General features: G+C 71.0%; 26 protein-coding genes. 13 read left to right on the top strand and 13 right to left on the bottom strand.

Going from position 1 to position 26,069, the window contains the following annotated elements; genetic code table 11:
• Positions 1-6: 6 nt before the first annotated feature.
• The 4 genes from ACIRQ9_RS06155 to ACIRQ9_RS06170 all read right to left on the bottom strand — a co-directional run bounded on the left by ACIRQ9_RS06155 (position 7) and on the right by ACIRQ9_RS06170 (position 3,611).
• Positions 7-255, bottom strand: coding sequence for an acyl carrier protein (locus ACIRQ9_RS06155; protein ID WP_351325400.1), 249 nt, complete (start codon positions 253-255; stop codon positions 7-9).
• 91 nt (positions 256-346) lie between these two features.
• Positions 347-1,378 (bottom strand): ketoacyl-ACP synthase III, encoded by a 1,032-nt coding sequence (locus tag ACIRQ9_RS06160; protein ID WP_362725258.1) that lies wholly within the window; start codon positions 1,376-1,378, stop codon positions 347-349.
• 17 nt (positions 1,379-1,395) lie between these two features.
• Complete coding sequence (locus ACIRQ9_RS06165) at positions 1,396-2,316, bottom strand: ACP S-malonyltransferase (RefSeq protein ID WP_404167671.1); 921 nt, start codon at positions 2,314-2,316, stop codon at positions 1,396-1,398.
• Positions 2,317-2,405: 89 nt separating this feature from the next.
• The gene (locus ACIRQ9_RS06170) at positions 2,406-3,611 is read right to left on the bottom strand and encodes a PucR family transcriptional regulator (protein WP_404167672.1); all 1,206 of its coding nucleotides are present in this window, start codon (positions 3,609-3,611) and stop codon (positions 2,406-2,408) included.
• Between the two features lie 73 nt (positions 3,612-3,684).
• On the opposite strand from ACIRQ9_RS06170, the gene ACIRQ9_RS06175 reads away from it, so the two are divergent.
• On the top strand, positions 3,685-4,338 hold the full coding sequence (locus tag ACIRQ9_RS06175) for a pirin family protein (RefSeq protein ID WP_404168198.1): 654 nt from the start codon (positions 3,685-3,687) through the stop codon (positions 4,336-4,338).
• A gap of 88 nt (positions 4,339-4,426) precedes the next feature.
• Here ACIRQ9_RS06175 and ACIRQ9_RS06180 read toward each other — a convergent pair whose 3' ends face one another.
• Positions 4,427-5,251, bottom strand: a complete 825-nt coding sequence (locus ACIRQ9_RS06180; protein WP_404167673.1) for a serine hydrolase domain-containing protein — start codon at positions 5,249-5,251, stop codon at positions 4,427-4,429.
• Between the two features lie 19 nt (positions 5,252-5,270).
• Positions 5,271-5,741, bottom strand: a complete 471-nt coding sequence (locus ACIRQ9_RS06185) for a GNAT family N-acetyltransferase (protein ID WP_404167674.1) — start codon at positions 5,739-5,741, stop codon at positions 5,271-5,273.
• A 105-nt stretch (positions 5,742-5,846) separates the two neighbouring features.
• Here ACIRQ9_RS06185 and ACIRQ9_RS06190 point away from each other — a divergent pair, with 105 nt between their 5' ends.
• Complete coding sequence (locus ACIRQ9_RS06190; protein WP_404167675.1) at positions 5,847-6,314, top strand: MerR family transcriptional regulator; 468 nt, start codon at positions 5,847-5,849, stop codon at positions 6,312-6,314.
• 34 nt (positions 6,315-6,348) lie between these two features.
• Here ACIRQ9_RS06190 and ACIRQ9_RS06195 read toward each other — a convergent pair whose 3' ends face one another.
• The 3 genes from ACIRQ9_RS06195 to ACIRQ9_RS06205 form a co-directional block, all read right to left on the bottom strand.
• Positions 6,349-7,209 carry a DUF4429 domain-containing protein gene (locus ACIRQ9_RS06195; RefSeq protein ID WP_404167677.1) on the bottom strand — a complete coding sequence of 287 codons (861 nt, stop codon included), beginning with the start codon at positions 7,207-7,209 and terminating at the stop codon, positions 6,349-6,351.
• A gap of 67 nt (positions 7,210-7,276) precedes the next feature.
• Entirely contained in the window at positions 7,277-8,494 is a 1,218-nt protein-coding gene (locus ACIRQ9_RS06200; protein WP_404167679.1) for an alpha/beta hydrolase, read from the bottom strand.
• A gap of 80 nt (positions 8,495-8,574) precedes the next feature.
• Entirely contained in the window at positions 8,575-9,231 is a 657-nt protein-coding gene (locus ACIRQ9_RS06205; protein WP_404167681.1) for a TetR/AcrR family transcriptional regulator, read from the bottom strand.
• Positions 9,232-9,297: 66 nt separating this feature from the next.
• Here ACIRQ9_RS06205 and ACIRQ9_RS06210 point away from each other — a divergent pair, with 66 nt between their 5' ends.
• Together ACIRQ9_RS06210 and ACIRQ9_RS06215 are read left to right on the top strand one after the other, a co-directional pair.
• Positions 9,298-10,917 carry an MFS transporter gene (locus ACIRQ9_RS06210; protein ID WP_404167683.1) on the top strand — a complete coding sequence of 540 codons (1,620 nt, stop codon included), beginning with the start codon at positions 9,298-9,300 and terminating at the stop codon, positions 10,915-10,917.
• Between the two features lie 270 nt (positions 10,918-11,187).
• Positions 11,188-11,478, top strand: coding sequence for a small hydrophobic protein (locus ACIRQ9_RS06215; protein ID WP_404167685.1), 291 nt, complete (start codon positions 11,188-11,190; stop codon positions 11,476-11,478).
• Here ACIRQ9_RS06215 and ACIRQ9_RS06220 read toward each other — a convergent pair.
• Entirely contained in the window at positions 11,475-12,275 is an 801-nt protein-coding gene (locus ACIRQ9_RS06220; RefSeq protein ID WP_404167687.1) for a potassium channel family protein, read from the bottom strand. The genes ACIRQ9_RS06215 and ACIRQ9_RS06220 overlap by 4 nt on opposite strands.
• Before the next feature lie 113 nt (positions 12,276-12,388).
• The gene (aceE, locus tag ACIRQ9_RS06225) at positions 12,389-15,136 is read right to left on the bottom strand and encodes a pyruvate dehydrogenase (acetyl-transferring), homodimeric type (RefSeq protein ID WP_404167689.1); all 2,748 of its coding nucleotides are present in this window, start codon (positions 15,134-15,136) and stop codon (positions 12,389-12,391) included.
• Positions 15,137-15,560: 424 nt separating this feature from the next.
• On the opposite strand from aceE, the gene ACIRQ9_RS06230 reads away from it, so the two are divergent.
• The 6 genes from ACIRQ9_RS06230 to ACIRQ9_RS06255 all read left to right on the top strand — a co-directional run bounded on the left by ACIRQ9_RS06230 (position 15,561) and on the right by ACIRQ9_RS06255 (position 20,226).
• Positions 15,561-15,998, top strand: a complete 438-nt coding sequence (locus ACIRQ9_RS06230; protein ID WP_351692127.1) for a DUF3052 domain-containing protein — start codon at positions 15,561-15,563, stop codon at positions 15,996-15,998.
• A 123-nt stretch (positions 15,999-16,121) separates the two neighbouring features.
• A complete protein-coding gene (locus tag ACIRQ9_RS06235; protein WP_404167691.1) occupies positions 16,122-16,580 on the top strand; it encodes a peroxiredoxin in 459 nt (152 codons plus the stop codon).
• Positions 16,581-16,794: 214 nt separating this feature from the next.
• Positions 16,795-17,370, top strand: coding sequence for a TerD family protein (locus tag ACIRQ9_RS06240; protein ID WP_351325429.1), 576 nt, complete (start codon positions 16,795-16,797; stop codon positions 17,368-17,370).
• A gap of 117 nt (positions 17,371-17,487) precedes the next feature.
• Complete coding sequence (locus ACIRQ9_RS06245) at positions 17,488-18,063, top strand: TerD family protein (RefSeq protein WP_351325431.1); 576 nt, start codon at positions 17,488-17,490, stop codon at positions 18,061-18,063.
• A 159-nt stretch (positions 18,064-18,222) separates the two neighbouring features.
• A complete protein-coding gene (locus tag ACIRQ9_RS06250; RefSeq protein WP_404167694.1) occupies positions 18,223-19,368 on the top strand; it encodes a DUF475 domain-containing protein in 1,146 nt (381 codons plus the stop codon).
• Positions 19,369-19,488: 120 nt separating this feature from the next.
• Entirely contained in the window at positions 19,489-20,226 is a 738-nt protein-coding gene (locus tag ACIRQ9_RS06255; RefSeq protein WP_404167696.1) for a Tellurium resistance, read from the top strand.
• A gap of 25 nt (positions 20,227-20,251) precedes the next feature.
• Here the strand turns inward: ACIRQ9_RS06255 and ACIRQ9_RS06260 are convergent, their stop codons facing one another.
• A complete protein-coding gene (locus ACIRQ9_RS06260; protein WP_404167698.1) occupies positions 20,252-21,031 on the bottom strand; it encodes a TerD family protein in 780 nt (259 codons plus the stop codon).
• A gap of 176 nt (positions 21,032-21,207) precedes the next feature.
• Here ACIRQ9_RS06260 and ACIRQ9_RS06265 point away from each other — a divergent pair, with 176 nt between their 5' ends.
• Genes ACIRQ9_RS06265 through ACIRQ9_RS06275 form a run of 3 tightly spaced genes read left to right on the top strand, consistent with a single transcriptional unit; the run spans position 21,208 to position 25,777 of the window.
• The gene (locus tag ACIRQ9_RS06265; protein ID WP_404167700.1) at positions 21,208-22,380 is read left to right on the top strand and encodes an HpcH/HpaI aldolase/citrate lyase family protein; all 1,173 of its coding nucleotides are present in this window, start codon (positions 21,208-21,210) and stop codon (positions 22,378-22,380) included.
• A gap of 29 nt (positions 22,381-22,409) precedes the next feature.
• A complete protein-coding gene (locus ACIRQ9_RS06270; protein ID WP_404167702.1) occupies positions 22,410-24,965 on the top strand; it encodes a phosphoribosyltransferase in 2,556 nt (851 codons plus the stop codon).
• Positions 24,965-25,777, top strand: a complete 813-nt coding sequence (locus ACIRQ9_RS06275; protein WP_404167704.1) for an HAD family hydrolase — start codon at positions 24,965-24,967, stop codon at positions 25,775-25,777. The genes ACIRQ9_RS06270 and ACIRQ9_RS06275 overlap by 1 nt, the downstream gene beginning before the upstream one ends.
• Here ACIRQ9_RS06275 and ACIRQ9_RS06280 read toward each other — a convergent pair.
• A complete protein-coding gene (locus ACIRQ9_RS06280; protein ID WP_404167706.1) occupies positions 25,774-25,983 on the bottom strand; it encodes a zinc ribbon domain-containing protein in 210 nt (69 codons plus the stop codon). The genes ACIRQ9_RS06275 and ACIRQ9_RS06280 overlap by 4 nt on opposite strands.
• Between the last annotated feature and the right edge of the window lie 86 nt (positions 25,984-26,069).

A 26,069-nucleotide genomic window follows, 5' to 3' on the forward strand; every position in this document is an offset into this window, starting at 1 on the left:
AACGTCTCAGGCCTGGTGCGTGAGGATGTAGTTCGTGGCGTCCCCGACGGTCTTCAGGTTCTTGACGTCCTCGTCCGGGATCTTGACGTCGAAGCGCTCTTCGGCGGCGACGACGACCTCGACCATGGACAGCGAGTCGACGTCCAGGTCGTCGGTGAAGGACTTGTCCAGCTGGACGTCCTCCACGGGGATCCCGGCGATCTCGTTCACGATCTCGGCGAGACCGTCGACGATCTCCTTCTCAGTGGCGGCCATGTCAGGCGCTCCTTCTTAGATGTTCCAGACGGTTGCTGCGGTCTTGCTGACGGCGTCCCCGGTACCGGATGCATGATCCGGCACGGAGTGCCTAGGGGAGGGTAACGACAGTGGCGGCGTAGACGAGACCCGCCCCGAACCCGATGACGAGCGCGGTGTCGCCGCTCTTCGCCTCGCCGGTCGCCAGGAGCCGCTCCATCGCGAGCGGGATCGAGGCGGCCGAGGTGTTGCCGGTGGTGCGGATGTCACGGGCGACCGTGACGTGCTCCGGCAGCTTGAGAGTCTTCACCATCGAGTCGATGATCCGCACATTGGCCTGGTGCGGGATGAAGACGTCCAGGTCGTCCGCGCTGATTCCGGCCGCGTCCAGCGCCTGCTGGGCGACCTTCGCCATCTCGAACACGGCCCAGCGGAACACCGCCTGGCCCTCCTGCGTGATCGCCGGGAACTTGACGTTGCCCTGGCTGTCCAGCGGGAGCTCCGACACGTCACCGATCCGGAAACGGTCCCACGGGACGGTCTGCTTGATGGTCTCCGACTTGTCGCCCTCGGAGCCCCACACGGTCGGGCCGATCGCCGGCTCCTGCGAGGGGCCGACCACGACCGCGCCCGCGCCGTCGCCGAACAGGAAGGCCGTGGCCCGGTCCTCCAGGTCCGTCAGGTCGCTGAGCCGCTCCACGCCGATGACGAGCACGTACTCGGCGGAACCCTCCACCACCATGCCCTTGGCGAGGGTGAGGCCGTAGCCGAAGCCCGCGCAGCCGGCGGAGATGTCGAAGGCGGCGGCCTTGTTCGTGCCGAGCCGGTCGGCGATCTCGGTCGCCACGGCCGGAGTCTGGCTGAAGTGCGAGACCGTCGAGACGACCACGGCGCCGATCTGCTCGGCGGAGATGCCCGCGTCCGCGATCGCCTTGCCGGACGCCTCGATGGACATCGCGGCGACCGTCTCCTCGGGGCTCGCCCAGTGCCGGGTCTCGATGCCGGAACGCGACCGGATCCACTCGTCGGACGAGTCGATCGTCTCCAGGATCACCTCGTTGGGCACCACGCGGGTCGGGCGGTAGCCGCCGACGCCGAGGATGCGCGCGTACGGGGCACCCTTGCTGGGCTTGATCTTCGACATCGCAATGGGCTCCTGATTCAGCTGTGCTCGGCGATGAGCTCGCGGGCCGCGTCGAGGTCGTCGGGGGTCTTCAGCGCCAGCGTCTTCACGCCGGGCAGCGCGCGCTTGGCCAGGCCGGTCAGGGTGCCGCCGGGGCACACCTCCAGGAGCGCGGTGACGCCGAGCTGCTGGAAGGTCTCCATGCACAGGTCCCAGCGGACCGGGTTGGCGACCTGTCCGACCAGCCGCTCCACGATCTCGCCGCCGGAGGCGACGGGGCGCCCGTCCCGGTTGGAGACGTAGGTGAGCTTCGGGTCGGCGGGCGCGAGCTTCGCCGCGGCCTCGGCCAGCGTGTCGACGGCGGGCGCCATGTGGTGCGTGTGGAAGGCGCCGGCGACCTTGAGGGCGACGACCTTGCGGACGCCCTCGGGCTTGTCCTCCGCGAGCGCGGCGAGCTGCTCCAGGGTGCCCGCGGCCACGATCTGCCCCGCGCCGTTGATGTTCGCCGGGGTCAGGCCCAGCTTCTCCAGGTGCGCGACCGAGACCTCCGGGTCGCCGCCGAGCAGCGCCGACATGCCGGTCTCGGTGATCGCGGCGGCCTCGGCCATCGCCAGACCGCGCTTGCGGACCAGGCTCAGCGCCTCGACCTCGGTCAGGACGCCCGCGAAGGCGGCGGCGGTGATCTCACCGACGCTGTGCCCCGCGACCGCGCCCGGCGCGATGTCCGCGATGGCACCGAGTGCCGTGCCGGACAGCAGACCGGCGGCGACGAGCAGCGGCTGCGCGATCGCGGTGTCCCGGATCTCGTCCGCGTCGGCGTTCGTGCCGTAGTGCACCAGATCGAGCCCGATGACGTCGGACCATTCACGCAAACGGTCCTGGGCACCGGGGAGTTCGAGCCAGGGGGTCAGGAAGCCGGGCGTCTGGGCGCCCTGGCCGGGAGCGACGAGTACGAGCACTCTCACACTCTCTCTTGGGGAGCCCCACGGCCGCCCGTGGGGACAGGGACGAAGAACACGAGGGGGTTTTGTGGGCCCCCGACAAAATCCTATGGCTGGGGATCTCCATCGACCAGACGCCCCAGGATCAGTGCGATCCGCAGCGTGAAGGCGGATCGTACATCGGACGGCGACCATCCGGTGACGTCAGTCACACGTCGGAGCCGGTAGCGCACGGTGTTCGGGTGAACGAAGAGCATCCGGGCCGCGCCCTCCAGGCTGCTCGCCTGTTCCAGATAGACGCTCAGCGTTTCCAGCAGCGCCGAGCCCGCTTCCTCCAGCGGTCTGTAGATCTCCTCCACCAGCTGCTCGCGCGCGCCCGGATCGCCCGCCATGGCGCGTTCCGGAAGCAGATCGTCCGCCAGTACCGGCCGCGGTGCGTCCTGCCAGGCGGAACAGGCCTTGAGGCCGGCGGCGGCGGCCTGCGCGGACCGGGTGGCGGCCAGCAGATCGGGTACGACGGGCCCGGCGACCACCGGTCCGGCGGCATACGGCCCGATCAGCGACTTGGCCACGGCCAGCGGGTTGTCGTTGCCGCCCGCGATGACCACCAGCCGGTCGCCGAGCACACCGGTGAGGACCTGCAGCTTGGCGTGGCGGGCGGCCCGCCGGATCGCCTCGACGGTCAGCTCGCTGTCCCCGTCGGGCGCGGTGCCGAGGATGACGCACACGTGCTCGGGAGAGTTCCAGCCCAGCGCGGCGGCCCTGCTCACCGCCCCCTCGTCGGCCTCCCCGCTGAGCACCGCGTTGACCACCAGCGACTCCAGCCGGGCGTCCCAGGCACCGCGTGCCTCGGCGGCCTGCGCGTACACCTGGGCGGTGGCGAAGGCGATCTCCCGGGCGTACACCAGCAGCGCCTCGCGCAGCACGCTCTCGTCGCCGGGGGCGGCCACCTCGTCGATGGCGCTCTCCATGACCTCGATGGTGGTCCGCACCATCTCGACGGTCTGCCGCAGCGTGATCGCCCGGGTCAGCTCGCGCGGAGCGGTCCCGAAGACGTCGGTGGAGATGGCCTGGGGCGCGTCGGGGTGCCGGAACCACTCGGTGAAGGCCGCGATGCCCGCCTGGGCGACGAGCCCGATCCAGGAACGGTTCTCCGGAGGCATGGCCCGGTACCACGACAGGGTCTCGTCCATCCGCGCGATGGCCTGGGCGGCGAGGCTGCCGGACGATTTCTCCAGCCGCTTGAGGGTCGCGGAGTGCTGATGGACTGCGTGAGCCGAGGGGTCGGACTTGCGGATTACGGGTTCGGGCACGGGGACAAGACTGCCTTATCCGGACGGGAGCCTGCGCCGCCGGGTGCCGACCGCGGTCTACGGTGGTCGCGTGATGGACGTACGGCGCGCCGCGGAGCGCTACCCCGGAGGAGACCCGGCGACCGGGATCGAGTCCCGCCACGCCTTCTCCTTCGGGCCGCACTACGACCCCGGCAACCTCCGCTTCGGCGCGATCATCGCCTGCAACGAGGAGCGCCTGGCGCCGGGCGCCGGCTTCGACGAGCATCCGCACAGCCACACCGAGATCGTGACCTGGGTGGTGGACGGCGAACTGACCCACCGGGACTCGGCGGGCCACCAGAGCGTGGTGCGCCGCGGGGACGTGCAGCGGCTCAGCTCGGCGGGCGGCGTGCGGCACGTGGAGCGCAACGACGGGGCGGTGCCGCTGACCTTCGTGCAGATGTGGCTGGCCCCGGTGCGTCCCGGCGGCGAGCCGTCGTACGAGATCGTCCGCGGCATCGCCGACTCGACGCCGTACGCGGTTGCCGAGGCGGCGGCGATGCTGCACGTCCGCCGGCTGGCGGCGGGGGAGCGGACGGCGGTGCCGGACGGGGCGTACGTGTACGTCCATGTCGTGCGGGGGGATGTGCGGGTCGGCGAGGCGGAGTTGGGGGCCGGGGATTCGGTGCGGGTCGCCGACGCGAAGGATCTGGACGCGTCGGCGGTGACGGACGCGGAACTGCTGGTGTGGGAGATGGCCGGGTAGGACGTCGTCGCGCGGGCCGGTGGGGGCCGGTCGCGCAGTTCCCCCCCCAGCCTTCGGCCGGGGGTACCCCTAGCGCCCCTTGGGGGCGTCAGTCGCGCAGTTCCGTCAGCAGCGCGTCCGTGAACGCCGGCCAGACCTCGGCCGTCCAGGGGCCGAACGCCCGGTCCGTGAGGGCGGCGCACGCGAGCCGCGCCTCCGGGTCGACCCACAGGAACGTGCCCGACTGCCCGAAGTGCCCGAACGTCCGCGGCGAGGACGAGGAGCCCGTCCAGTGCGGGGACTTGGAGTCCCGGATCTCGAAGCCGAGGCCCCAGTCGTTCGGGTTCTGGTGGCCGTAGCCCGGCAGTACGCCCTTGGTCCCCGGGAACTGGACGGTCAGCGTCGCCTCGGCCACCGTCCGCGGGTCCAGCAGCCGCGGCGCCTGCAGCTCGGCCGCGAAGCGCAGCAGGTCGCCGACCGAGGAGACACCGTCCTTGGCCGGAGAGCCGTCGAGGGACGTCGCCGTCATGTCCAGCGGCTCCAGGACCGCCTGCCGCAGGTACTCGCCGAACGGGATCCCCGTCGCCCTGGCGACGTGCTCGCCGAGCACCTCGAACCCGGCGTTGGAGTACAGCCGCCGCTCACCGGGCGGCGCCGTCACCCGGTGCTCGTCGAACGCCAGCCCCGAGGTGTGCGCGAGCAGGTGCCGGACCGTCGACCCCCGCGGCCCGGCCGGCTCGTCGAGCTCGACCGCGCCCTCCTCGTACGCGACGAGCACCGCGTACGCGGCGAGCGGCTTGGTCACGGAGGCCAGCGGGAAACGGCGTCCGTCCGGACCGTGGGTGGCGAGGACCGTCCCGTCGGCCCGTACGGCACCCGCGGCGGCGGTGGGGACCGGCCAGTTCTCGATCAGCGCGAGGCTCTGCAGCGACATGCCGACGAGCCTAGGCGGATCAGAGCGTCAGGGTCATCGTGGGGTCGGGCTTGTGGACGAAGCCGAGCGCCGCGTAGAGCGGCTCGGCCTCGGCGGACGCGGTCAGCATGACCTGTCCGGCGCCCCGCTCGCGGAACCAGGCCAGCAGCTCCGCCATGCACGCGCGCGCGTAGCCGCGGCGCCGCGCGTCCGGGTCGGTGGCCACGCTGAAGACGTAGCCCGAGCGCCCGTGCGGACTGGACGCCTTGCCGATCCGGTAGTCCACCGTCCCGACGACCAGCGCGGCCAGCGCGCCGGGCCGGCCGGGGTGGTCGACGACGAACGCGGCGAAGTCCCCGTCCGGCTCGGCCAGCCGCTCCCGCAGCCCCGGCAGCGCCGGCGCGTGCCAGTGGGTGGTGCGGTCACCGCCGGGCAGCGCGTCGATCATGACCTGGCGCAACCGCAGCACTTCCGGCGCGTCCTGCGGCCCGGCACGGCGTACGAGACTCATGGCCGTGCACAGTAGCCACCGGCCGTCCCCCGCGTCGCGCGTATTTCCCGCTTGTGGCCGGGACCCGCTTGCTTCGAGCGCACTCGAAGGTCTTAGCGTTGGGTCATGACGGTGATGCAGACCTCGACCGCGACCCCCGCTCGGCAGTCCGAAAACGCGCCCGCCGACATCTGTTCCGCCCCGCCCCTGAGGCATCCGCGACCCGAGGGCCAGGACCACTACACGATCAGCGAGGTCGTCGCCGTCACGGGTCTGACCGCCCACACCCTGCGCTGGTACGAGCGGATCGGGCTGATGTCCAGCATCGACCGCTCCCACACCGGCCAGCGCCGCTACAGCAACAGCGACCTGGACTGGCTGGACTTCGTGACCAAGCTCCGGCTGACCGGGATGCCGGTGGCGGACATGGTCCGCTACGCCGAGCTGGTGCGGGAGGGCGACGGCACCTACGCGGAGCGCCGGGAGCTGCTGGAGCAGACGCGCCGGGACGTCGTATCCCGCATCGCCGAACTCCACGACACGCTGTCCGTGCTGGACCGGAAGATCAGCTTCTACGAGAAGGGCGCCGGCTGAGACGCCCCGCGCCACGGCGCGGGGCGCGCGTCCCTCACAGCTCCGCGAGCAGCTCGGCCTTCTTCGCGCTGAACTCCTCGTCGGTGACCAGCCCCGCCTCGTGCAGTTCGCCCAGGTGGCGGATGCGTTCCGCGATGTCGGCGGGGTCCCGGCGGCCGGCCGACGCCGGCAGCGCGCTCCCGCCCTTCGCCCGTACCGCCTCCAGGACCGCCGCCGCGAACGGCAGCGACTCGTGCACCGGCCCGTACCCGAGCCCGAACACCACGGTCGCCGGGTCCTGGTCGGCCGGCACCGCGGCCGCCGCTCCCGTGAGGTCGCCGCGGCTCAGCAGCCGCAGATGTCCCTCCAGGACCTCAGGGGACCGCCACTCCACGCCGCCGAGGTCGGCCACCGCGAAACGCTGGTCGCCGGCCTTCCACTTGGCCGTCGAGGCGCCCGTCCACGACCAGCGGAAGTGCACCGCCTTGCCGTCGAAGGACGCCTTGCCGTCGTACGCCTTGAACTGCCGGGGCGCCTCGGGCGCGGCCACCAGGAACCGCTCGGCGGGTTCGGACGCGGACCCGGCGAGCAGCGGGCGCAGTTCGTCGGCGTAGTACTCCGCCAGGGTCTCCCGTTCGGCGGGCAGCACGAGCCGGTAGGGGTCGCTGCCGTCCTTGAGCTGTCCGGCGGCCGCCTCGATCAGGGGATCGGCGCCCGGACGCGGCTCGGCGCGCAGGACCACGGTGCCGCGTCTGCCGGGAGTGAGCGTCACTCCCGTGAGCGCGGCGAACGGCACCCGGCGTTCTCCCAGCGTGTGGAAGAGCCTGGGTGTCCGTATCCCCCGTTCGTAGCGGATGAGCACGGAGTCGGACTCGAACTCCCAGGCGGCATGAAATCCGGCCAGTACGTCACCCATGCGGCTCATCGTATGCGGCACGTGCTTCCCAGTCCCATCCCCGCGCATACCGCACTTCCTGCTGTCTCTACGCGCGTCCGGCCGTCAACGTGCCGGACAAACCCGTCCGGCACCCGTCATCGTCGTGGGCGCACGTCACCGCGCCATACGCGCCAACCCCGATGTCGGCGAGATTGCGCAGGCTGTCCGTGCCCGGTTCGAAGTAACCGGCGTGTCCCCGTGCGTCGTGCGCCGACAGCACCCGCGCCCCGAAGGCGGCGGAGACGGGGTCGGCGCCGTGGCCGAGTCCGCCGAACTCCAGGTAGGGGACGTCCTGGATCCAGTCGGTGGCGTCCCGCATCGCCCACACCCGGGCCTCGGTGCCGAGGTGGGCGGCGTTCTCGGCGCGCATGCCGGGGCTGGCGGCGACCGCTATGTCGGACACCCGGTCCGGCATGTCCTCCGCGGCCACTCCGCAGACCACCGAGCCGTAGCTGTGGCAGAACACCGACACCGGCGCGTCGCCGGGCAGCGCCCGCAGCAGCGCGTTGAGGCGTACGGCGCCCAGCGCGGCGGCGGTGCCGGTCGCCGCGCCCACCCCGAGCCCGTCGGGCGCGGTGTAGTCGGCCCAGGCGATGACCGCCGTGCGGGTCGAGGGGCTCGCCGCGTGCTCCGCGGAGTACAGCGCCTTGGCCATGCCGACCGGGGCGGTGTACGGGCGGCCGGTGCGCTGGAAGGTGAGCAGGTCGGTGTCGACGCCGGGGACGACGACGGAGATCCGTTCGGCCCTGGCGAGGTCGCCGAACACCTCGGCGACGCGGCCGCTGCCGTCCGGGTCGAAGGCGAGGATGTGCCGGCCCTTCGCCGTCAGCGCCTCGTAGCGGTGCATCCGGCGGCCCGCGTCCTGCTGTCCGGCCGCGCTGAGCCGCGGGTCGTGCATGCGTTTCTTCTCGACGGCGCGCTGCTGTCCGAGGGCGATGCGGTTGGCCCGGTAGCGCAAGGCGGCCGGGGCGCCGTTCATGTTGCCGACGGCGAGCGGGTAGCGGTGCGCCAGCCGGTCGCGCTCCTGCGCGGTCAGCGAGGCGAAGAACCGGGTGAGCCGCGCGGGGGACGCCTCCGGGTCCGGCAGGTGCCGACCGTGCAGCCTGCCGTGCTCCCACTTGCCGAGGGAGGTCTGCAGGGCGGTGGTCTCGCGATGCGCGTGCAGGGCCGTCCAGCCGGTGGTCGCGAGCATCACGAACACCACGGCCAGGGCGAGCAGCGCGCGCCAGACGTTCAGTGGCGGGGAGGTGTCGAAGGAAGTCACTGGGAGGACACACTAGGAGAACGAAGGGGTCTCGCGGTAACCGAGTGACAGGTATCACGTTTCGGCAAACGTGTGGCCGATCACGACTCCCGCGGCCTGTCCCGGCCCGCGGGGTTGCCGCGCCAGTTCCCGGCGAGCGCCGGGCCCACCTGGTCGAGGTGGGAGGCGGTCAGCTCGCGGATCGCCGCGACGCTGAAGTCGCCGCCGACCGACCAGTGCCGCTCGGTCACCCGGATGACCGCGCCGAACACGGCGACCACCAGCCGGGGCCGGGGATCGGTGTCCGCGTCGACGCCCTCCCGCTCGGCGACGATCCGCGCGATCTTCTCCTCCGTCTCGGACTGGCGCCGCAGATGGGCGGCGAACAGGGGCGGGGTCGCCTCGATCATCTTGTACGTGCGCAGGAACAGCTCCACCGGGACGTACCGCTCGATGGCCTCCTCGATGCTCTCCCAGCCGTCCATGACGGACCGGCGCAGCGCCTCCAGCGGGGCCTCCTCGGCCGGGCGCCGGCGCACCGCCTCGACGTAGTGGGCCTCGGTCAGGCGCGGGACGAAGAAGGCCAGGTCCTCCTTGCTGGCGAAGTAGCGGAAGAAGGTGCGCTGCGAGACCTCGACGGACTCGGCGATCTCGTCGACGGTGGCGTGTTCGTAGCCCCGGGTCACGAACAGCTCCAGCCCGTTGCGCAGCAGCGCGTCCCGGGTGCGCTGTTTCTTGCGTTCGCGCAGCGTCTCCATGCCTGACAGTTACTGACTAGTGATTTCGTTTGTCAACTGTCAGTGGCTGTCACTAGCCTCCGATGTATGACTAGTCAGACCACGATCGACACGGCGGGGTCGGGGGACGCACCATCTGCAGCCCTGCCGGACCGGCCGCCGGCCTCCGGCCTGCGCGGACACCCCTGGTTCACCCTGATCACCGTCGCCGTCGGGGTCATGATGGTCGCCCTCGACGGCACCATCGTGGCCATCGCCAACCCGGCGATCCAGAAGGACCTCGGTGCCACCTTCGCCCAGGTGCAGTGGATCACCAACGGCTACTTCCTCGCCCTCGCGGTCTGCCTGATCACCGCGGGCAAGCTCGGTGACCGCTTCGGCCACCGGCAGACCTTCCTGATCGGCGTCGTCGGCTTCGCCGCCGCCTCGGGCGCCATCGGCCTGTCCGACAGCATCGGCCTGGTCGTCACCTTCCGCGTCTTCCAGGGCCTGTTCGGCGCGCTGCTGATGCCCGCCGCGCTCGGCCTGCTGCGCGCCACCTTCCCGGCCGAGAAGCTGAACATGGCGATCGGCATCTGGGGCATGGTCATCGGCGCCTCCACCGCGGGCGGCCCGATCCTCGGCGGCGTGCTCGTGCAGCACGTCAGCTGGCAGTCGGTGTTCTTCGTCAACGTGCCGGTCGGCCTGCTCGCCCTCGTCCTCGGCGTGGTCATGCTGCTCGACCACCGTGCCGAGAACGCCCCCCGCTCCTTCGACCTGCTCGGCATCGGCCTGCTCTCCGGCGCGATGTTCTGCCTGGTCTGGGCGCTCATCAAGGCCCCGAGCTGGGGCTGGGGCGACGGCAGGACGTGGACGTTCATCGCCGTGTCGGTGCTCGGCTTCGCGCTCTTCTCCTTCTGGGAGACGAAGGTCAAGGAGCCACTGATCCCGCTCACCCTGTTCCGCTCGGTCCCGCTCTCCGCGGGCGTGGTCCTGATGGTCCTGATGGCCATCGCCTTCATGGGCGGCCTGTTCTTCGTGACGTTCTATCTGCAGAACGTGCACGGGATGGATCCGGTCGACGCCGGTCTCCACCTGCTCCCGCTCACCGGCATGATGATCGTCGGCTCTCCGCTGGCGGGCGCCGCGATCACCAAGCTCGGCCCGCGCATCCCGCTCGCCGGCGGCATGGCGGCCACCGCGATCGCCATGTACGGCATGTCCACCCTGAAGGCGGACACCGGCAGCGCCGTGATGTCCGTCTGGTTCGCGCTGCTCGGCCTCGGCCTCGCGCCGGTGATGGTCGGCGCCACCGAGGTCATCGTCGGCAACGCGGCGATGGAGCTGTCCGGCGTGGCCGGCGGTCTCCAGCAGGCCGCGATGCAGATCGGCGGCAGCCTCGGTACGGCCGTCCTGGGCGCCGTGATGGCCTCCAAGGTCGACGGCGACCTGCCGGGCAACTGGGCCGCCGCGGGACTGCCGAAGCTGACCGACGCGCAGCTGGCGCAGGCCTCCGAGGCGGTCCAGGTCGGTGTCGCGCCGGTCGCCCCGGGCACGCCCGCCGAGATCGCCGCGAAGATCTCCGGCGTCGCCCACGACACGTTCATCTCCGGCATGAGCCTCGCCTCGCTGGTCGCCGCGGGCGTGGCGGCGGTCGCGATCCTGGTCGCGCTGCTCACCAAGCGCGGCGAGAACGCGGACGCCGGAGCGGGCGTCGGGCACATCTGACGCGGGCTCAGCGCGCCGCGTCAGCGCACCGCGTCATCCGGTTTGCCCGTTTCCCTTCGGCGGAGTTCCCCTATCCGGGTGACTCCGCCGAGGATTCCTCGCCCCGGCCACGCGCCGCAGGTCACAGTGGGTCAAGTCCTCCGCAGGGCATGGAGGGCAGCCGGGCCGCGGCGCGCTGCCGGAGGGGGGCAGCGCGCGGGCAGGTCTGTCGCGGCGGAACAGGGGTACCCGGTCATCACACCCGAACAGTCCATGGCGACCAGGGAGTTGATGATGACGAGCTTCGGGCAGCGAACACGTGGGTACCCCCGTTCACGCGGCCGCGCAGGCACGCGGGACGGGCTGGACCGTGGCACGCTCGGCATCATCGGCACGATATTCGCGGTGGTCGGTTTCTTCGCCCTCGGGATCCTGCTGGGGCCGGCGGCCCTGGTGTGCGGCTGGCTCTCCATGGGCCGGGCGTGGAACCCGAGGAGTTCGATACCGGCCCTGGTGGCGGTGGTGCTCGGGGCGATCGACACACTGCTCGCGCTGTTCTGGCTGGCGGGCGTGTCGGTCTAGCCCGTCGACCGGCGGGGGCCCGCCGCGCGCTCGTCCGCCCCTGGGACGGGGCACGCCGGGCACCCCGCCGGCGCCGCCGGGCGCAAGGCCGCCACCTCGGCCCGCAGCGCCCGCACCTCCTCGGTCAGCGAGGCGATCGCCTCCGTCTGCCGGCGCTCCTCCACGTCGTCCTTCTCGAACCGGGCGATGAACCAGGTGGCGATGTTCGCGGTCACCACACCGAGCAGGGCGATCCCGGACAGCATCAGGCCGACCGCGATCATCCGGCCGAGCCCGGTCGTCGGGGCGTGGTCGCCGTACCCCACGGTCGTCATCGTCGTGAACGACCACCACAGGGCGTCACCCAGCGTGCGGATGTTCCCGTTGGGGGAGTCCCGCTCCACCGAGAGCACGGCCAGCGACCCGAACATCAGCAGCCCGACGACCGCGCCCACCACGTACGTCGTCAGCCGGATCTGCGAGGCCATCCGGGCCCGCCGGCCCACCAGCGTCAGCGTCGCCACGAGCCGCAGCAGCCGCAGCGGCTGGAGCAGCGGCAGGACCACCGCGCACAGGTCCGTCCAGTGGGTGCGCACGAACTCCCCGCGCCGGGGCGCCAGGGCGAGCCGCACCAGGTAGTCCACGGCGAACGAGCCCCACACCACCCACTCCGCGCCCGTGCACGCGGCGGTCAGGGCGTGCCCCGCGGAACCGTCCACGATCGGCAGCGCGTAGGCGACGGCGAAGGCCACCGCGAGCGCCAGCAGGGGCCGCTGGGTCAGCTCCTCCCAACGCCCCTGCGCGGACTGTCGCTCCATGCGGGCATCGTAAGCGTCATGGCGCCCCCGACGGGGCGCGGGGAACTGCGCGACCGGCCACGACGAAGCCGCGGCTCCCCACCGCCCCTCCCGGCCGGAGCCGAGCGCAGCGGCTACGCGTCGCCGCCCGCCGCGCCCGGGTGAGCCGCCGTCACGTCCAGCAGCTGGTACCGGTCGATGGCCTGCTTGAGCACCGAGCGGTCCAGCCTGCCCTCGCGGGCCAGCTCGGTCAGCACCGCGACCACGATCGACTGCGCGTCGATGTGGAAGAACCGCCGTGCCGCGCCGCGCGTGTCGGCGAAGCCGAAGCCGTCCGCGCCCAGCGACTGGTACGTGCCCGGCACCCAGCGCGCGATCTGGTCCGGAACCGATCGCATCCAGTCGGACACGGCCACGAACGGACCTTCGGCAGCGCTCAGCTTGCGCGTCACGTACGGGGTGCGCTGCTCCTCCTCGGGGTGCAGGAGGTTGTGCTCCTCGCAGGCCACGGCCTCGCGGCGCAGTTCGTTCCAGGAGGTCGCGGACCAGACGTCGGCCTTCACGTTCCAGTCCGCGGCCAGGATCCGCTGCGCCTCGATCGCCCACGGGACCGCGACACCGGACGCCATGATCTGCGCGGGGACGGTGCCCTCGGTGCCCGCGCTGATCCGGTGGATGCCCTTGAGGATGCCCTCGACGTCCACGCCGGCCGGTTCGGCCGGGTGCTGGATCGGCTCGTTGTAGACGGTCAGGTAGTAGAAGACGTCCTCGCCGTGCGGGTGCTCGGCGTCCCCGCCGTACATACGGCGCAGGCCGTCCTGGACGATGTGCGCGATCTCGTACCCGTACGCCGGGTCGTAGGCCACGCAGGCCGGGTTGGTCGAGGCGAGCAGCTGGGAGTGCCCGTCGGCGTGCTGCAGCCCCTCGCCGGTCAGGGTCGTCCGTCCGGCGGTCGCGCCCAGGACGAAACCGCGCGCCAGCTGGTCGGCCATCTGCCAGAACTGGTCGCCGGTGCGCTGGAAACCGAACATCGAGTAGAAGACGTAGACCGGGATGAGCGGCTCGCCGTGGGTCGCGTAGGCCGAGCCCGCCGCGATCAGGGAGGCGGTGCAGCCGGCCTCGGAGATGCCGTCGTGCAGCATCTGGCCGGTCGGCGACTCCTTGTAGGCGAGCAGCAGGTCACGGTCGACGGACTCGTACTGCTGGCCGAGCGGGTTGTAGATCTTCGCGCTCGGGAAGAACGAGTCCATGCCGAAGGTGCGGTACTCGTCCGGCGCGATGAGGACGAAACGCTTGCCGATCTCCTTGTCCCGCATGAGGTCCTTGAGCAGCCGTACGAACGCCATGGTGGTGGCGATGGACTGCTGGCCGGTGCCCTTCTTCACGGTCGCGTACGTCTTGTCGTCCGGCAGGGGGAGCGGCTGCGAGCGCACGACGCGGGTCGGCACGTACCCGCCGAGCCCCTTGCGCCGGTCGTGCATGTACTGGATCTCCTCCGAGTCCCGGCCCGGGTGGTAGTACGGCGGCAGGCCGGACTCCAGCTCCCGGTCGGAGATCGGCAGGTGCAGCCGGTCGCGGAAGCCCTTGAGGTCGGCGACCGTGAGCTTCTTCATCTGGTGCGTGGCGTTGCGGCCCTCGAAGTTCGGGCCGAGTGTCCAGCCCTTGATCGTCTTGGCCAGGATGACCGTCGGCTGGCCCCGGTGCTCGGTGGCCGCCTTGAACGCCGCGTAGATCTTGCGGTGGTCGTGGCCGCCGCGGCCCAGGTGCAGGATCTGGTCGTCGGTCATGTGCTCGACCATCGCGCGCAGCCGCTGGTCGTCGCCGAAGAAGTGGTCGCGGATGTACGCGCCGGACTCGGTGGCGTAGGTCTGGAACTGACCGTCCGGGGTCGTGTTCATCCTGTTGACCAGGAGGCCGTCGCGGTCCTGGGCGAGCAGCGGGTCCCAGGTGCGGTCCCAGACCAGCTTGATCACGTTCCAGCCGGCGCCGCGGAAGACCGACTCCAGCTCCTGGATGATCTTGCCGTTGCCGCGAACCGGGCCGTCCAGCCGCTGGAGGTTGCAGTTCACGACGAAGGTCAGGTTGTCCAGGCCCTCGCGCGCGGCGATGGACAGCTGGCCGAGCGACTCCGGCTCGTCCATCTCGCCGTCGCCGAGGAACGCCCAGACGTGCGAGCCGGAGGTGTCGGCGATCCCGCGCGCGTGCATGTAGCGGTTCATCCGCGCCTGGTAGATCGCGCCGATCGGGCCGAGACCCATCGACACCGTCGGGAACTCCCAGAAGTCCGGCATCGAGCGCGGGTGCGGGTAGCTGGAGAGGCCGTCCGGGTACTTCGACTTCTCCTGGCGGAACCCGTCCAGCTGCGCCTCGCCGAGCCGGTCGAGCAGGAAGGCGCGGGCGTAGATGCCGGGGGAGGCGTGCCCCTGGAAGAACACCTGGTCGCCGCCGCGGCCGTCGTCCTTGCCGCGGAAGAAGTGGTTGAAGCCGACGTCGTAGAGGGACGCGGAGGAGGCGAAGGTGGCGATGTGGCCGCCGACACCGATGCCCGGGCGCTGGGCGCGGGAGACCATCACGGCCGCGTTCCAGCGGGTCGCGTTGAGGACCTTGCGCTCGATCTCCTCGTTGCCCGGGAAGAACGGCTCCGCCCGGGTGGGGATCGTGTTGACGTAGTCCGTGCTGCGCATCTCGGGCACCGCCACCCGCCGCTCGCGGGCGCGCTCGATCAGGCGGAGCATCAGATAACGGGCCCGTTCGCGGCCGCGCTCGTCGACGGCGGCGTCGAGCGAGTCGAGCCACTCCTGGGTTTCCTCGGGATCGAAGTCAGGAACCTGACTCGGAAGGCCGCCAATGATGATCGGGTTGCGATCGGATCCGGAAGCCACGCTGTTCCTTACCTGTCGGAGGGGCACTGATTCCCTGCGATTACCTGCATATCCCTGCGTTTCGCTGCACCGCTGTCCATCGTCCACCTCGGGGCAGCGCACGTCATCTCTACCGTGAGGTAACTCGGTCCTGGCCAAAACGCAACGATACGCCCGAGGTGTGACGCGCTTGGCAAACTCGTTCGACCGTCGTATGTGAGGATGATTCCGAAAGGCGCATAGCGGGCAAAAGGGAGTGGTGTGTGCCACACCTGACTGCGATACGGTGCCGGGAGTTGCGGCGACACGGCCGGGATCGTCACCGTTTCGGCGGTCTGAACGGCCGGGTACTTGCGCGATCCGTCCCGCCCGTGTGGACTACGGCCAATGCTTCGCGCACGCGCGTGGCTGAGTTAATCAACAAGACATGATCAGGAGGCAACCCGTGAGCGCGACCGCGGACCACGCGGAGGAGCGGACCACCCCTGCCGTCAGGCTGGGGTTCCAGCCAGACCAGGTGGTCCAGGAGATCGGCTACGACGACGACGTCGACCAGGAACTCCGTGAGTCCATCGAAGACACCATCGGCACCGAGTTGGTGGACGAGGACTACGACGACGTGGCCGACGCCGTGGTGCTGTGGTTCCGTGAGGATGACGGCGACCTGACGGACGCGCTGGTGGATGCCGTCACGTACATGGAGGAAGGCGGCTGGATCCTGCTGCTGACTCCCAAGACGGGCCGTGACGGCTACGTCGAGCCGAGCGACATCGGCGAGGCGGCCACGACCGCCGGCCTCTCGCAGACCAAGAGCGTCAGCGTGGGCAAGGACTGGAACGGCAGCCGTCTGCTGACTCCGAAGGGCGCCGCCAAGAAGCGCTGAGCCCTCGCCGGCGGACGGACCGCGACACCGGTCCGTCCGCCCGCACGCCTGCCTCCACCGCTGCGCGGGACCTCCCGCATAGGGTGTTCTCACCCCAACGGCCCCTGACGAAGGGATGCAGCGATGGCGATCCAGGTCGGCGACAAGGCGCCCGACTTCGAACTCAAGGACAACCACGGCCGGTCCGTGCGGCTGTCCGACTTCCGCGGCGAGAAGAACGTCGTGCTGCTCTTCTACCCGTTCGCCTTCACCGGCGTGTGCACCGGCGAGCTGTGCGAGCTGCGCGACAACCTCCCGCAGTTCGAGGACCGCGACACCCAGCTGCTCGCCGTCTCCAACGACTCCATCCACACCCTGCGGGTCTTCGCCGAGCAGGAGGGCCTGGAATACCCGCTGCTCAGCGACTTCTGGCCGCACGGCGAGACCTCGCGCGCCTACGAGATCTTCGACGAGGCCAAGGGCTGCGCCGTCCGCGGCACCTTCGTCATCGACAAGGACGGCGTCGTGCGCTGGACGGTGGTCAACGCACTGCCCGACGCCCGCGACCTGAACGACTACGTGCGCGCGCTCGACGCCCTGTAGGCGGCGCGCCCTGCCACGGCGCGCGGTGCCCCCGCGGCGTCCTGCGAGGTGTCCCGGCGGGGCTTCCCCCAGGGGCGCGGTGGCCGACACCCGGGAATTCTTCGGGGTGCAGGGCCTGCGAGGGGCGGGAACCCGTCACTAGGATCAAAACGTTGATCCGGTATCCGAAGCACGACGGGGGCTCCCCGCCCCTGGACACCACAAGGGAGGACTCGTGGGAGTCAGCCTCAGCAAGGGCGGCAACGTATCGCTGACGAAGGAGGCGCCGGGCCTGACCGCGGTCCTCGTCGGTCTGGGATGGGACGTCCGGACCACCACCGGCACGGACTTCGACCTCGACGCCAGCGCTCTGCTGCTGAACGCCGAGGGCAAGGTCGGCAGCGACCAGAACTTCGTCTTCTTCAACAACCTCAAGAGCCCCGACGGCTCGGTCGAGCACACCGGCGACAACCTCACCGGTGAGGGCGAGGGCGACGACGAGGTGATCAAGGTCAACCTGGCCACGGTCCCCGCCGACGTCGACAAGATCGTCTTCCCGGTGTCGATCTACGACGCCGACAACCGCCAGCAGTCCTTCGGCCAGGTCCGCAACGCGTTCATCCGCGTGGTGAACCAGGCCGGCGGCGCCGAGATCGCCCGTTACGACCTGTCCGAGGACGCCTCGACGGAGACCGCGATGGTCTTCGGCGAGCTGTACCGCAACGGCGCGGAGTGGAAGTTCCGTGCCATCGGCCAGGGCTACGCCTCCGGCCTGCGCGGCATCGCCCAGGACTTCGGCGTCAACGTCTGAGCCGAGCCGCGGGGCCCAGGCACTCGCACGTCCGCTCTGTCCGGCGCCGCACCGTTTACGGTCGGCGCCGGACGCGCAGGACAACCGGAGAAGCACCACAAGGGGAGGACCAACACCATGGGCGTCACGCTCGCCAAGGGAGGCAATGTCTCCCTCTCCAAGGCCGCACCGAACCTCACCAACGTCATGATCGGACTCGGCTGGGACGCCCGCTCCACCACCGGCGCCCCCTTCGACCTGGACGCCAGCGCGCTGCTGTGCAGGGACGGCCGGGTGATGGGCGACGAGTGGTTCGTCTTCTACAACCAGCTCAAGAGCCCCGACGGCTCCGTCGAGCACACCGGCGACAACCTCACCGGCGAGGGCGAGGGGGACGACGAATCGATTCTGGTCGACCTGCCGAAGGTGCCGGCCGAGTGCGACAAGATCATCTTCCCGGTCTCCATCCACATGGCCGACGAGCGCGGCCAGACCTTCGGCCAGGTCTCCAACGCGTTCATCAGAGTCGTCAACCAGGCCGACGGCCAGGAACTGGCCCGCTACGACCTCAGCGAGGACGCCTCCACCGAGACCGCCATGATCTTCGGCGAGCTCTACCGGTACCAGGGCGAATGGAAGTTCCGGGCAGTCGGCCAGGGCTACGCGTCCGGGCTGCGGGGCATCGCGCTCGACTTCGGCGTGAACGTCTCGTAGGCCCCGTCACAGCCGGATTCAGGGCCCACGCGAGCCGTAGGACACCCATGCCCTCTAGACTCCGTGGTCAACAGTGAGTAAAGCCGGGTACGGCGCGGGGCACACCCTCCCCCAGACTCCGTCTGGGCGGTACCCCCACAGACGACGATTGGGTAGCCAGTGCTTCTGAAAACCTTCGGCTGGTCGTTCGCGATCACCGCGCTCGGCCTGGTCGCCGCGGTCCTCTACGGGGGATGGGAGGCCTTCGGCCTGGTGGCCATCCTCGCCGTCCTGGAGATCTCCCTGTCGTTCGACAACGCGGTGGTCAACGCCGGGATCCTGAAGAAGATGAACGCCTTCTGGCAGAAGATCTTCCTCACGGTCGGCGTGCTCATCGCGGTCTTCGGCATGCGGCTCGTCTTCCCGGTCGTGATCGTCGCGGTCACCGCGAAGATGGGCCCCGTCGAGGCCGTCGACCTCGCCCTCAACAACAAGGACCGCTACCAGGAACTGGTCACCGACGCCCACCCGGCGATCGCCGCCTTCGGTGGCATGTTCCTGCTGATGATCTTCCTCGACTTCATCTTCGAGGACCGGGACATCCAGTGGCTGCGCTGGATCGAGCGCCCGCTGGCCAAGCTCGGCAAGGTCGACATGCTGTCGGTCTGCATCGCCCTGATCGTCCTGCTGATCACCTCCTTCACCTTCGCCACCCACGCCCACCAGCACGGCGGCGGCCACGCGGACAAGGCGCAGACGGTCCTGATCGCCGGCATCGCCGGCCTGATCACCTACATGATCGTCGGCGGTCTCTCCGGCTTCTTCGAGGACCGGCTCGAGGCCGAGGAGGAGCGCGAGCACGAGGCGGAGGAGGAGGCCGAGCGCAGCGGCAGGAAGAAGTCGGCCGTGCTGCTGGCCGGCCAGGCCGCGTTCTTCATGTTCCTCTACCTGGAGGTCCTGGACGCGTCCTTCTCCTTCGACGGCGTGATCGGCGCCTTCGCCATCACCAACGACATCGTGCTCATGGCCCTCGGCCTCGGCATCGGCGCGATGTACGTCAGGTCGCTCACGGTCTACCTGGTCCGCCAGGGCACCCTCGACGACTACGTCTACCTGGAGCACGGCGCCCACTACGCGATCGGCGCGCTGGCGGTCATCCTCATGGTCACCATCCAGTACCAGATCAACGAGGTCATCACCGGTCTCGTCGGCGTCGTCCTGATCGCCTGGTCGTTCTGGTCCTCGGTGCGGCGCAACCAGCGGCTGGCGGCCGCCGAGGGACATACGGGGACGGACGACAAGACCGAGGTCTCGTCCGCCGTCTGAACCGGCCCACCGGGCCGGAAACGAAGGGTGTGACACCCTTCGTCACGAGGAACGCTCTGTTCGGGGCGGCCGGCACGGTCGGCCGCCCCGTGGCGTCGGCGGAAGTCTCTGGGGGCGGGAATGGGTTTCTTCGACGGGCTGCTGGGCGGCCGGGCGGCCGAGTTCGACTCGGGCAGCGCCGCGTCCAACTCGATCGAGCTGACCAAGCGGCACCAGCAGGTGTCCCTCACCAAGCAGGGGGCGGCCACCGGCAACCTGCGCGTCAACCTCGCCTGGCGGATGCGGACGTCCGACTTCGACGGCGAGCAGAGGACCAGCCTGTTCCGCCACCCCTTCAAGGCGCTCAGGCCGCCGGAGGTGCTCGGCCACGGCCAGAGCATGGTCAACGTCGACCTCGACCTCGGCGCGCTCTACGAGCTGAGCGACGGCACCAAAGGGGTCGTACAGCCGCTCGGCGGCCTGCTCGGGGACGTCAACGCGCCGCCGTACATCAAGCTCAGCGGCGACGACCGGTTCGGGTCCGCGTCCGGCGAGACGATGTACGTCAACCTCGACCACCGCGACGACATCAAGCGGCTGCTGGTCTTCGTGTACATCTACGACCAGACGCCCGCGTTCGACCGCACCCACGCGATCGTCACGCTCTACCCGAGCAACGGCCCGCGGATCGAGATCGGCCTGGACGAACGGCACCCGCAGGCCCGGTCCTGCGCCGTGGTGATGATCGAGAATGTCAAGGGCGAACTCGTCGTGCGGCGCGAGGTCAAGTTCGTCTACGGCTTCCAGGGCGAGCTGGACCGGCTCTACGGGTGGGGACTGCAGTGGGGCCGCGGGTACAAGTCGAAGGTCGAGAAGTAGGCCCGCGCGCGCGGGCCGGGGCCGGTCACCGCCCGATGAACTGCGGGCCCTGCGGAGGCAGCCGGAAGTCCGTGTTCGGCACCGTCGCCACCGGGACCGGCTGGGGGTAGCCGTAGCCCGTCGGGGGCCGCTGGGGGTAGCCGTAGGACGGCTGCGGTGCCGGTGCGGCGGGCTGCGGATAGCCGTAGGCGGGCTGCGTCGGAACGGAGGCCGGCTGCTCGGGCGGCAGCGGCCGGGCGGCCTGGGGCTCGTCCAGCGTCTCCGACTCGTCCACCGAGATGCCGAAGTCGGTCGCCAGGCCCTTGAGACCGTTGCTGTAGCCCTCGCCGAGCGCGCGGAACTTCCAGCCGTCGCCCCTGCGGTACAGCTCGCCGCAGATCAGCGCCGTCTCGGCGCCCGTCTCCGGCCTGATGTCGAAGTGGGCCAGCGCCTCGGCGTCGGGAGCCGAGGCGTCGTACAGCAGGATGCGCAGGGCGGGTACGTGTTCGAAGGGGATGCCGTCCGCCGAGGCGACCAGGAGGATTCGGCCGACATTGGGCTCGACACCGGGGAGATCTGTCTGGATCGTGTCGGTGAGACCTTCGGGCACCCGTTTCTTGCCGAGCCGCCACACCTTCCCGGACGGGTGCCGGGGCTGGTTGTAGAAGACGAAGTCCTCGTCGGACCGCACCCGTCCGTCGGGGCCGAGGAGCAGCGCCGAGGCGTCCACGTCCGGAACCCCCTGCCCGGGCGTCCAGCGCAGCACCGCCCGGACCGTGGTGGCCTCCAGCGGGACGTTCGACCCCTTCAGCATCGCGTGCGTCATGCGGTCATCCTGCCTTCTCGGTCCTGGTCACGACAACGCGGGGGGCCTCGCACCCGACACAGGCGGGTTACCTGGAATTCATGCCCGGCGGGAACCCTCGACATGGCTTTGTACGTACTATTACCGGCCACCCTTTACCCAATCCACAGGCCAGGCCCACGCCACGGGGGAGTTTCATGCGTCATTTCGGCCACATCGCACCTGAGGTGCGCCGACGCCTCTTCCACCAGGAGCCGTGCGAGTTCACCGCCGGCTCCCCGGCCAGGCTGCTCTCCGCGGCCCTGGGCGCCACGCTGTACAGCCCGGCCACCCGGGAGCGGCTCGCCGACGACGTCGTCAAGCAGGCCGGACTCGGCGTGGTCTCGATGGTGCTGTGCCTGGAGGACTCCATCGGCGACGAGGACGTGGCGGCCGGCGAGGAGAACCTCGTCCGCCAGTTCGCCGACCTGGCCGCCCGGGTCCGGCAGGGCGTGGAGCTGCCGCTGCTCTTCATCCGGGTCCGCGAACCCGAGCAGATCCCCGATCTCGTACGGCGGCTCGGCGACAGCGTCCCGCTGCTGTCGGGCTTCGTGTTCCCGAAGTTCACCGAGGAGCGCGGCATCCCCTTCCTCCAGGCCCTGGACGGCGCGGAGGCGCTCAGCGGCCACCGCCTGTTCGGGATGCCCGTCCTGGAGACGCCCGAGCTGATGTACCGCGAGACGCGCGTGGACGCCCTGGAGGGCATCGCCCGCGCCGTCGACAAGTACCGCGACAAGGTGCTGGCCCTGCGCCTGGGCGTGACCGACTTCTGCTCCTCCTACGGGCTGCGCCGGGCGCCCGACATGACCGCCTACGACGTGCAGATCATCGCCTCGGTCATCGCCGACGTGGTGAACATGCTGGGACGGGCCGACGGCACCGGCTTCACGGTGACCGGACCGGTCTGGGAGTACTTCCGGGTGCCCGAGCGCATGTTCAAGCCGATGCTGCGGACCAGCCCGTTCCTGGCCGAGCAGGCCGTGGAGCTGCGGGACCGGCTCATCGAGCACGCCATGGACGGCCTGCTGCGGGAGATCTCCCTGGACCAGGCCAACGGGCTGCTCGGCAAGACCTGCATCCACCCCTCGCACGTCATCCCCGTGCACGCGCTGTCGGTCGTCAGTCACGAGGAGTTCTGCGACGCCCAGGACATCCTGCGGCCGGAACGGGGCGGTGGGGGTGTACTTCGCTCGGCGTACACGAACAAGATGAACGAGGTGAAGCCGCACCGCGCCTGGGCCGAGCGGACCATGCTGCGGGCCGAGGTGTTCGGCGTGGCCAACGAGGACGTCGGCTTCGTGGAGCTGCTCGCCGCCGGAATCCCCGGCTGACGGGCCCTAGGGGACGACACGGGAAGCGCATGAACATCGCAGTGAACAACGGGGACTGGTCGGGCAGCTGGGTCGCCGAGCGGCTCGGCGTCGAACTGGAGGGCGACGACGGTCTGCGGGCCCTCCTCGGGCTCGCCCTGCGCCGCAACCCGAAACGAGCCCACCTGCTGGTCTCCAACGTGCTCGGCAAGCACGTGCCGCAGTCGCCGGCGGTGGTGTACGGACACGGGTTCGGCCTGGGCCGGCGGGTCCGCGACCTCCTCGGCGAGGCGGAGGCCGGCCGCGCGGTCGTCGTCGGCTACGCGGAGACGGCCACCGGCCTCGGGCACTCGGTGGCCGACGGCATCGGCCTCGCCCCGTACCTGCACTCCACGCGGCGCCCGGTACCGGGGATGACACCGGCGGGCGGCTTCGAGGAGTCCCACTCCCACGCCACCTCCCACCTGCTGCTCCCGGAGGACCCCGCCCTGCTCTCCGGCGACGGCCCGCTGGTCCTGGTCGACGACGAGTTCTCCACCGGCAACACGATCCTGAACACGATCAGGGACCTGCACGCCCGCTATCCGCGGAAACGTTACGTCGTGGTGGCTCTGGTCGATATGCGCTCACCGGCCGACGCCGGACGGCTCGACGACCTCGCCGGTGAGATCGGCGCCGAGGTCGACCTGGTGGCCGGCGCCTCCGGCACCGTCCGCCTGCCGGCGGGGGTGCTGGAGAAGGGGCAGGAACTGGTCGCGCGGTACGAGGAGAGCGGCGCGGCGGCCGGTGTGCCGGATGCGGGTGCGGCGGGGCCGGTCGCGCGGTTCCCCGCGCCCCCGACCGGCGCCGCCGTCGACGCCGACGGCCAGTCGCTTCGCCCGGCGGCGCGGGCCACCGGCCACCGCGCCGCCCCGCACGTCACCACCGTCGACCTGCACTGGCCGCACGGCCTCCCCGACGGCGGACGCCACGGCTTCACCCCCGCGCACCGCATACGCCTCGAAGCGGCCCTGCCGGCCATGGCCGCCCGCCTCGCCGAGGCGCTGCCCCTGGGCGCCCGCCGCGTCCTCGCGCTCGGCTTCGAGGAACTGATGTACGCCCCCCTGCGGGTCGCGCGCGAGCTGGAGCCCCTCGTCGCCGCCGAGGTCCGGTACTCCACCACCACCCGCTCACCCGTGCTGGCCGTCGACGACCCCGGGTACGCCATCCGCAGCCGCCTCGTCTTCCCGGCGCACGACGACCCCGCCGACGGCCCCGGCGAGCGCTACGCGTACAACGTGGCCGGCGCCGGCTTCGACGCCGTGGTCGTCTTCGTCGACTCGGCCGGCGACACTCCCGAACTGCACGCACCGGACGGCCTGTTGGCCCGGCTCGGCGCGTATGTCCCGCATGTCCTGCTCGCGGTTGTACCGTCGTACGTCCCCGCGCCCACCGAAGAGAGCCCCGCCATGCTGCCCGAGCCCCTCCGCGGCCCCGCCTTCTCCTCGTACCCGCCGGAGGACGTCGGCTGGCTGCTCCAGGACCTCTCGGAGGCCACGCTGGAGGCGCCGACCGAGGAGCGCGAGGAGGCGATCCAGAGCGGCGGCGCGCACTACGCGGAGTCGCTGCCGGTGGAGTACCAGCCCAGCGAGCGGTACCAGGCGCTCTTCCACGCGGCCCTGGAGACCTCGGCCGCGCGGATCGCGCAGGCGGTCGGGGTCGTGACGGAGACCGTGCTCGCCGAGCGGTCCGCCCGGCCGGTCCTGGTCTCGCTGGCCCGCGCCGGGACCCCGGTGGGCGTGCTGATGCGCCGCTGGGCGCGGTTCCGGTACGGCGCCGAACTGCCCCACTACGCCGTGTCGATCGTCCGCGGCCGCGGCATCGACGCCAACGCGCTGCGCTGGCTGGCGGCCCACCACGACCCGCGGGACGTCGTGTTCGTGGACGGCTGGACCGGCAAGGGCGCCATCACCCGGGAACTGGCCGACGCGGTCGCGGAGTTCGAGCAGCGGGAAGGGGTCTCCGGGTTCGACCCGGAGATCGCGGTGCTCGCCGACCCCGGATCGTGCGTGCGCACGTACGGCACCCGGGAGGACTTCCTGATCCCCTCCGCCTGCCTCAACTCGACCGTCTCCGGACTGATCTCACGGACCGTGCTCCGGGCCGACCTGGTGGGTCCCGACGACTTCCACGGCGCGAAGTTCTACCGCGAGCTGGCCGCGGCCGACGTGTCGGTCGCCTTCCTGGACGCGGTCGCCGCCCGCTTCGGCGAGGTCGTGGACGCCGTGGACACGGCCGTCAAGGAGCTGGCCGTCGCCGACCGGACGCCGACCTGGGAGGGCTGGGCGGCCGTCGAGCGGATCAGCGAGGAGTACGGCATCCACGACGTGAACCTCGTCAAGCCGGGTGTCGGCGAGACCACGCGGGTGCTGCTGCGCCGGGTGCCGTGGAAGATCCTCGCGCGGGCCGGGGCGGGCGCCGACCTGGACCACGTGCGGCTGCTGGCCGAACAGCGCGGCGTGCCGGTCGAGGAGGTCGGCGAACTGCCGTACACCTGCGTCGGGCTGATCCACCCCCGGTACACGCGCGGGGCGACCGGCGCCGACGGCCGGGCGGTGAACCTCTGATGACGGTGCTGGTGGCGAGCGACCTCGACCGTACGCTCATCTACTCGGCGGGAGCGCTCGCCCTGACCATGCCGGACGCGCGGGCGCCCCGGCTGCTGTGCGTGGAGGTGCACGAGAGCCGGCCGCTGTCGTACCTGACCGAGACGTCCGCGCGGCTGCTGGGCGAACTCGGCGACGCGGCGGTCTTCGTGCCGACGACCACCCGGACCCGCAAGCAGTACGAGCGGATCAACCTGCCGGGGCCCGCGCCGCGTTACGCCATCTGCGCCAACGGCGGGCACCTGCTGGTGGACGGGGTGTCCGACGGGGACTGGCACGGGCGGGTGCAGGCGCGGCTGGCCGACGAGTGCGCGCCGCTGGACGAGGTGCGCGCCCACCTCGCCGAGCACGCCGACCCGGTGTGGCTGCGCAAGCTCCGGGTCGCGGAGGACCTGTTCGCCTACCTGGTGGTGGAGCGGGAGCTGCTGCCCGAGGAGTGGGTGAAGAACCTCGCCGTGTGGGCGGAGCACCGCGGCTGGACGGTGTCGCTGCAGGGACGGAAGATCTACGCCGTGCCGAAGCCGCTGACCAAGAGCGCGGCGATGCGGGAGGTGGCGCAGCGGACCGGGGCGGGACTCACGCTCGCCGCCGGTGACTCGCTGCTCGACGCCGACCTGCTGCTGGCCGCGGACCGCGGCTGGCGCCCGGGGCACGGCGAGCTGGCCGACGCCGGCTGGGCCGGGCCGGCCGTCGTCGCGCTGCCGGAACGCGGTGTACTGGCCGGGGAACGGATCCTGCGGGAGTTCCTGAGGACGGTCCGCGCCGAGGGCTAGCCGCAGCAGCCGCCGCCGCAGCAACCGCCTCCCGAGGCGGGGGCGGCGGGGCTCGCGGCGGTCCCGCCGACGGCCACGGTGGACAGAAGCTTTACGGTGTCCTCATGCCCTTGCGGGCATGCTGCCGGTGCGGCCGACTCGGCCATGGGGCGGGACAGTTCGAAGGTGTCGCCGCAGGAGCGGCAGCGGTACTCGTAGCGGGGCATGGGAACAGGCTAACCGGAGTACTGAGGGAGTGATGGGCATCACTGCGCCTCAGAATTTCATGAGTGTTCCTTTCTGTCCGATACTT

The sequence above is a fragment of the Streptomyces sp. NPDC101237 genome (genome assembly GCF_044767465.1).
GTDB classification, from domain to species: Bacteria; Actinomycetota; Actinomycetes; order Streptomycetales; family Streptomycetaceae; genus Streptomyces; species Streptomyces gramineus.

Bases quoted from the DNA above. Each gene is read 5' to 3' on its own strand.
- ACIRQ9_RS06260 (WP_404167698.1), bottom strand. From the start codon at position 21,031: ATGACGCACGCGATGCTGAAGGGGTCGAACGTCCCGCTGGAGGCCACC.
- ACIRQ9_RS06205 (WP_404167681.1), bottom strand. From the start codon at position 9,231: ATGGAGACGCTGCGCGAACGCAAGAAACAGCGCACCCGGGACGCGCTG.
- ACIRQ9_RS06215 (WP_404167685.1), top strand. From the start codon at position 11,188: ATGATGACGAGCTTCGGGCAGCGAACACGTGGGTACCCCCGTTCACGC.
- ACIRQ9_RS06220 (WP_404167687.1), bottom strand. From the start codon at position 12,275: ATGGAGCGACAGTCCGCGCAGGGGCGTTGGGAGGAGCTGACCCAGCGG.
- ACIRQ9_RS06245 (WP_351325431.1), top strand. From the start codon at position 17,488: ATGGGCGTCACGCTCGCCAAGGGAGGCAATGTCTCCCTCTCCAAGGCC.
- ACIRQ9_RS06175 (WP_404168198.1), top strand. From the start codon at position 3,685: ATGGACGTACGGCGCGCCGCGGAGCGCTACCCCGGAGGAGACCCGGCG.
- ACIRQ9_RS06270 (WP_404167702.1), top strand. From the start codon at position 22,410: ATGAACATCGCAGTGAACAACGGGGACTGGTCGGGCAGCTGGGTCGCC.
- ACIRQ9_RS06265 (WP_404167700.1), top strand. From the start codon at position 21,208: ATGCGTCATTTCGGCCACATCGCACCTGAGGTGCGCCGACGCCTCTTC.
- ACIRQ9_RS06160 (WP_362725258.1), bottom strand. From the start codon at position 1,378: ATGTCGAAGATCAAGCCCAGCAAGGGTGCCCCGTACGCGCGCATCCTC.
- ACIRQ9_RS06185 (WP_404167674.1), bottom strand. From the start codon at position 5,741: ATGAGTCTCGTACGCCGTGCCGGGCCGCAGGACGCGCCGGAAGTGCTG.
- ACIRQ9_RS06235 (WP_404167691.1), top strand. From the start codon at position 16,122: ATGGCGATCCAGGTCGGCGACAAGGCGCCCGACTTCGAACTCAAGGAC.
- ACIRQ9_RS06190 (WP_404167675.1), top strand. From the start codon at position 5,847: ATGACGGTGATGCAGACCTCGACCGCGACCCCCGCTCGGCAGTCCGAA.
- ACIRQ9_RS06180 (WP_404167673.1), bottom strand. From the start codon at position 5,251: ATGTCGCTGCAGAGCCTCGCGCTGATCGAGAACTGGCCGGTCCCCACC.
- ACIRQ9_RS06195 (WP_404167677.1), bottom strand. From the start codon at position 7,209: ATGGGTGACGTACTGGCCGGATTTCATGCCGCCTGGGAGTTCGAGTCC.
- ACIRQ9_RS06210 (WP_404167683.1), top strand. From the start codon at position 9,298: ATGACTAGTCAGACCACGATCGACACGGCGGGGTCGGGGGACGCACCA.
- ACIRQ9_RS06275 (WP_404167704.1), top strand. From the start codon at position 24,965: ATGACGGTGCTGGTGGCGAGCGACCTCGACCGTACGCTCATCTACTCG.
- ACIRQ9_RS06255 (WP_404167696.1), top strand. From the start codon at position 19,489: ATGGGTTTCTTCGACGGGCTGCTGGGCGGCCGGGCGGCCGAGTTCGAC.
- ACIRQ9_RS06155 (WP_351325400.1), bottom strand. From the start codon at position 255: ATGGCCGCCACTGAGAAGGAGATCGTCGACGGTCTCGCCGAGATCGTG.
- ACIRQ9_RS06280 (WP_404167706.1), bottom strand. From the start codon at position 25,983: ATGCCCCGCTACGAGTACCGCTGCCGCTCCTGCGGCGACACCTTCGAA.